This is a genomic window from Mucilaginibacter sp. (assembly GCF_036383575.1).
Lineage (GTDB): Bacteria > Bacteroidota > Bacteroidia > Sphingobacteriales > Sphingobacteriaceae > Mucilaginibacter.
This window is the reverse complement of the sequence record NZ_DASVOB010000285.1, coordinates 1-5,948: the sequence shown is the minus strand read 5'-3', so window position 1 is coordinate 5,948 and position 5,948 is coordinate 1. Positions and strand designations below refer to the sequence as shown.

Sequence of the window (5,948 nt, the reverse complement as noted above, 5' to 3'; positions counted from 1 at the left end):
GAATGGCTCATCAGGATCACCTTATTGCTGGTTGTATTGCCGGGTATTATCCTGTTTTCGTTATCTATCAGTAACGTAAGCGCTGCCGCCGGTTATTATGGCATAAGCCCTAACGATGCGCAGTTTTCGATGATCATCCTGTATGCGGCAACCGCAAGCTTCGTGGTATTGGAGAAACGTTTTTTCAAAAATATAGCCAGTAAAATGTACCTGCTTATCAGTGTGCTGTTATTGGTAACTACCTGTTACATCTGTTATCATGTTCATGTCTTTTTTGTGCTGTTGATCTTTAGGTATATACAAGGGTTATTAACGTGTACAAGTCTCAGTATAACACTTACGCTGATGTTTACCCGTTTGCATAGTGAACGATCTAAAGAAATTGGCTATTCGGTTGTTTATTGTATCCTGCTGTGTGTATCACCGCTGTCAACGCTGTTTACGGCGTCCATTATCGATAACTTTAACTTTAATGTGATATACAAATGTGCCATTTATTCTTTTTTGCCGGGAGCCATATTGATGTGTATCATCATGAACAATGTACGGCTTAACCGTAAACTGCCCTTGTACCAGTTGGATTGGGCCAGTTTTGTGATCTACTCGGCAGGGCTTTGTTTAATTGGTTATATTATGGTTTACGGCCAGCAGTATGATTGGTTTGACGACAGCCGCATCCTTTGTAGTGCTGTAGGAGCCGCAGTATTGCTTGCTATTTTCGTGATCAGGCAGCTTAGTTCCAAGCGGCCTTACTTTCATATCCAGGCCTTTAAATACCGCAAATTTGTGTTAGCTGCGCTGCTGTTGTTTGTATTTTACATCTGCCGAGGCTCGTTTGGCGTTACTACTTCATTTATGAGCAGCGCAATGAGTATGGACCCGATACATGTTGGATACTTGCTTATCTATAATCTTGCTGCTATTATTATAAGTGTTACTATTTCATCAAGGTTTTTACTGAAGAAAACACCGTTACGGCAGATCCTTATTTTAGGTTTTACCCTGCTGCTGGCTTTCCATGTATATATGTGCTTTGTATTTTCAACACAGGTTAATACCGAAGATCTGATCATCCCGGTAATATTACAAGGCCTGGGGGCGGGAATGCTCATGACCCCGGTTATCCTGTTTGTGATATCATCATCTCCTGCAAAGTATGGCACCACAGGTTCGGCTGTGGGTATTTTTATGCGCTTTACAGGTTTTAGCAGCAGCATAGCGCTTATCAATTATTTTCAGTTATACAGGCAAAATGACCATGCTAATCGTTTCCAGGAGCAATTAAGCCAGCTAAACCCGCTTGCTGTTCAAAAATTAGCGATATACAAACAAGCCTTGACAGGAAAAGGTGTAGCTACTGATCAGGCTGCGAAAATAGCCAACGGACTGTTAAGTAAAAATATAGGCGCACAAGCCCAGCTGCGTTTTGCTGTTGATTATTATCAGCTCATCAGCTGGGTGTTGTTAGCTATTATATTGCTGGTTATTTTATTTCCATCAGTTAACCGGACAATTATTAATCTTAAATCAGATCAGCCTGCGGCTGTGGTTTATTAATTGATTTTATTCACTTCTTAAACTTTTTACCGGGTTTTCCAGTGCCGCCCTGATGCTTTGATAGCTTACCGTTAATAAGGTGATCAAAAGAGCACCTGCGGCGGTTACTGCGAAGATCCACCAGGAAATCTCGGCGCGGAATTGATAATGCTGTAACCACTTGTTCATGAAATAGTAAGCAAGGGGAGAGGCAATTAGTAATGATATCATCACCAGTAATACAAAGTCGTTGGAGAGCAATCTCCATAAATTGAATACGGATGCACCCAATACCTTGCGTACGCCAATTTCCTTTACCCTTTGCTCAGCAACAAACGAAGCAAGCCCAAAAAGACCAAGGCATGAAATGATAATAGCCAAGCCGGCAAAAACTGTAGCAAGTCTGCCAATATGTTCTTCAGCTGTAAATTTGGAGGCATATTCGTCATCAGCAAATTTGTACTCAAATGGGGCCGATGGGATGAGTTTCTTGAAAACTGCTTCTATTTTAGGTAAAGCCTGGCTTGCGCTTACATTGGGTTTTATTTTAATGTTGATCAAGGTTGTGGAAACATGGCCTTTGATCATAAATATGGTAGGGTACATTGGCGCGTATGGCGACTCCATGATCATATCTTTAACAACGCCCAATATTTTATAATGCTTTACAGGCTGATTCTGGAATTTCCAACTTACTTCTTCGCCGACAGGATTTTTTAATCCCATGTATTTTACGGCCGATTCATTGATGACAAGGCCCGATGAGTCGGTTATAAAATTCCTTGAAAAATCGCGCCCGTTCACAAATTGCCAGCCGACGGTTTTGCCATACTCAAAGGTTACGGGCAAGGTGCCAAACTGATCCTCAAGGTTAGGTTTTTTGCCGCGCCACGTAAAGCCTCCGTTACCTGAAGCGATTTCGGTGACTTTGCCAAATGATTCGGACATTTCGGTTACTGCGCCTGTGTTTTTCAGCTCGGAGCGGAGCAGATCGTACTTTCCATCAAAATCGCTTGATTTTTTTTCGATCATCACCAGCCCTTCACGGGTATAACCTACCGGGCGGTTTTTGGCTATCTGGATCTGCCTGTAAACTACTATAGTACATATGATAAGGGCGACAGATACAGTGAATTGTGCCACCACCAACACCTTGCGCGGAATGGATGCAAAACGCCCAACCCGGAAAGTTCCTTTTAATACTTTTACCGGGTTAAAGGATGACAGGTACAAGGCCGGATAGCTCCCTGCCACAATACTGGTTATAAAAATAAATACAATCCCGGCCGTCCAGAAGTAAACATTTTGCCATGGTATTAGTATTTGTTTGCCGGACAGATCATTAAACCAAGATAGCGATAAACGTACCAGTATGAGCGATACCACAAATGAAAGCAGCACAACTAAAAAAGATTCGCTGTAAAACTGGCCTATCAGTTGCTTACGCATAGAACCGATGGCTTTCCTTACACCTATTTCTTTAGCGCGTTTTTCTGAACGCGCAGTGCTTAAGTTCATGAAATTGATACAGGCCAGGAGTAACACAAAGGCACCAATGATACCGATAAGGTATAACATTTGCATAGGACCGGTATCGGCAACGCCCCGTTTGTAATTATGCAGGTGCCAGTCGCGCATGGGATGTAAAAACACCTGCGGGTTTAGTTTAGCCTCGTCTTTAAAGTTGGCAAGGTTTTTTAATTCGGCATCTTTAATATTTCTTGAAACCTTTTCAAAATCGGTATTGGGGTTGATCTCCACATAAATTTTAAGAAAGTGGTTTTGCCAGTCATTTGATGCTTGTTTTATCCAGGGATTATCGATTACCCATAAATCGGCAGGCGAGATAAACTTGAGATCTTTGAACTGTGTATTTACCGGCAGATCTTCATAAACACCGGTAACTTTCACATTCAATTTGTTATTGATCTTCATTATCCGGTTTATGGGATTAATAGCACCAAAAAATGCCCTGGATGTTGATTGAGAAAGCATAATAGAATAAGGATCTGTTAACCCCGCCCTTGAACCATATATCATTTTGAGGGTGAGCATTTCAGGCGCACCGGGATCCATGAACAGGCCTGTTCTGGAAAGTTTTTTATCCCCGGCCGACAGGATATCGTCAACATCCCATGAAGCCATGACAATATGCTTGAAATTATCTTTATAGTTGGTTTTAAGCTCGGTTACCATCGGAACCTGCATCGATCCATTTGCAAAAGGCTCTTTAGTATGGGGATCGGTAAGCCGGGTTCTTACCTGGGCAATTCGATCATAGTTTTGATGATATTTGTCGAATGACAGTTCATCCCAGATCCATAAACTTATCAGTACAGTTACAGCCATGCCAATAGCAAGGCCACCGATATTGATCAGGGAAGAAACCTTATTCTTTAAAAGATTTCGCCACGCAACTTTTAAGTAATTTTTAATCATGACATTATGGGTTTAAAGAGGACTAAAAGAATGATCTTGAAGTGTTGTTTAAAATATAGTGCCAATGTGTTAAGTTGTTGGTTTTTAGTGCTTTGTTTTGGTATCTTTACCCGGGGATATATCGAAAGCGTACATGCCCGCGTTCGTTTTTATAACAAGCTTAAAATGAACTATAAATGAATGGCTATGAAGTAACGGGTAAACTTGATAGCCCGGGAGCGGGTGGGATAGAAGGCTCCTTCTTTGTTCAAAATGCTGAAAAAGGAGAAAGGAACTTTTAGCTAAGTTTTGAGAACTGTTTATAAGGAAGTATTATGCCTGTATAAAAATGCAAAATAATGCATTTTTATACAGGTTGATTATTGAATAGGTTATTTAGACTATTCGGTAGAGAGTAATTGAATGTACTGCTCAAGCAAAATGATATATTTATCTTTCCAAACATTTACCCGGGTTTGATTGGGGCGCATTGTTTCCCTGTTTCTTGGGTCGTATGTATCATTAGTCCTTTTCTGGAAATACTCCGGAAACTCACTCGAAAAGTCATGATCTACAATTCGGCCTATCCGGTGAATGATATCTGCGTTTAATTCTTTCCTGTTAAACCACTGGTATACTACACTTCTGCTCACATCTGAATGTTGTGCAAGTTCGGTAATGCTGAAGCCTTTTTTTCTTACGAGTATCTCTACAATTTGACCGTGATGTTTTTGCATAATTTTTAGCTGTAAAAAGTTAAAAAACTAATCCAAAATAAGCTTAGGTATTAGCTGACAGTTAGTTATTAATGGATGCCTAACTTATTGCTAAGTAACCATGTATTACAACATTTATGCCATTGTCCTATTTTTAATCCTGACGAAATTGATAGGAATACTTGATTTAACTATCTCTAAAATTGGTCAGTTATAATAGTGTATTTTCCTGTAGAGAAATATATTTTCTCGTAATTTCTTATTTGGGTGGGGTGTTGTGTATTTAATTACTCCCAGTGTGTGGAATAATGTATACATAGTGTGAAATTTTATACCCTGATTGTGGGTTTTTATCTTTAGCTATGGATTTAAAAATGTGATATTGAAAACAGGATTCACTAATTGATACTAAAATGTTACAATTTTATTGATGGTAATGCAATTGTGAAAAATGTATGCCAAATTTTTGTTCTTAAATGCTGTTATATTAATAGTTAATTGATCTGGAATTAACCTGATGGCCAGGTGATCTGGAATCTCGATATTTCATGCTTTCTATACGAATTAGATAAAGCGATTTAGATGGTATGACTTTATATCCATTGTCGCATTTTTGAACCGGGGAAATCGGGCAGGCAACCTTTTACTGTTCCCAATATAATTATCACTGTAGGCTACTATGACAAATTTAACTGGCTTAGCTGTTTTCTATTATAAAAAGAATTTCCATGCTATATGAGATTGTAAATCAGAGAATAGTGAAAAAAACGACATCTGTGAGAAGCAATTGAATAAAACTGTATAAAAAAATGAATAGGGATATTTTAATAGATTCGCTAAATTGTTAGTACTTTCATAAAAAAATAATCAAAAGATTAAACAATTACCAATGAATACACAACATCCATGGCATGAAGTTTCAACCGGGCCTAAAATCCCGTATGTTGTAAACGCCGTTATTGAAATTCCGAAGGGCTCAAAGGCAAAGTATGAAATAGATAAAGAATCCGGACTTTTAAAGTTAGACCGTGTACTTTTTTCATCTGTAATGTACCCGGCTAACTATGGCTTTATCCCTCAAACCTATTGTGATGATGAGGATCCGCTTGATATTTTAGTGCTTTGCTCGGTTGATGTTTTTCCGATGTCTATCATTGAAGCAAAGGTGATCGGGGTAATGCATATGATCGATAATGGCCAGCAGGACGATAAAATTATCGCTGTTGCCAATAATGACATGTCGGTAAATTACATTAATGATTTAAGCGAACTGCCGCC

The 5,948-nt window shown here is 39.2% G+C and carries 4 protein-coding genes; 2 read left to right on the top strand and 2 right to left on the bottom strand.

Features of this window, described 5'->3' with window-relative positions:
- The coding region (locus VF500_RS09895) for an MFS transporter (protein ID WP_330859519.1) at window positions 1-1,557 on the top strand (1,557 nt) is incomplete at its 5' end.
- 6 nt (window positions 1,558-1,563) lie between these two features.
- Here the strand turns inward: VF500_RS09895 and VF500_RS09890 are convergent.
- Both VF500_RS09890 and VF500_RS09885 read right to left on the bottom strand, forming a co-directional pair.
- Window positions 1,564-3,975, bottom strand: coding sequence for an ABC transporter permease (locus tag VF500_RS09890; protein ID WP_330859518.1), 2,412 nt, complete (start codon window positions 3,973-3,975; stop codon window positions 1,564-1,566).
- Between the two features lie 380 nt (window positions 3,976-4,355).
- Entirely contained in the window at window positions 4,356-4,691 is a 336-nt protein-coding gene (locus VF500_RS09885) for a helix-turn-helix transcriptional regulator (RefSeq protein WP_330859517.1), read from the bottom strand.
- Window positions 4,692-5,559: 868 nt separating this feature from the next.
- Between VF500_RS09885 and VF500_RS09880 the strand changes: the two genes are divergently transcribed.
- A partial coding sequence (locus tag VF500_RS09880; RefSeq protein WP_330859516.1) for an inorganic diphosphatase occupies window positions 5,560-5,948 on the top strand: 389 nt, incomplete at its 3' end.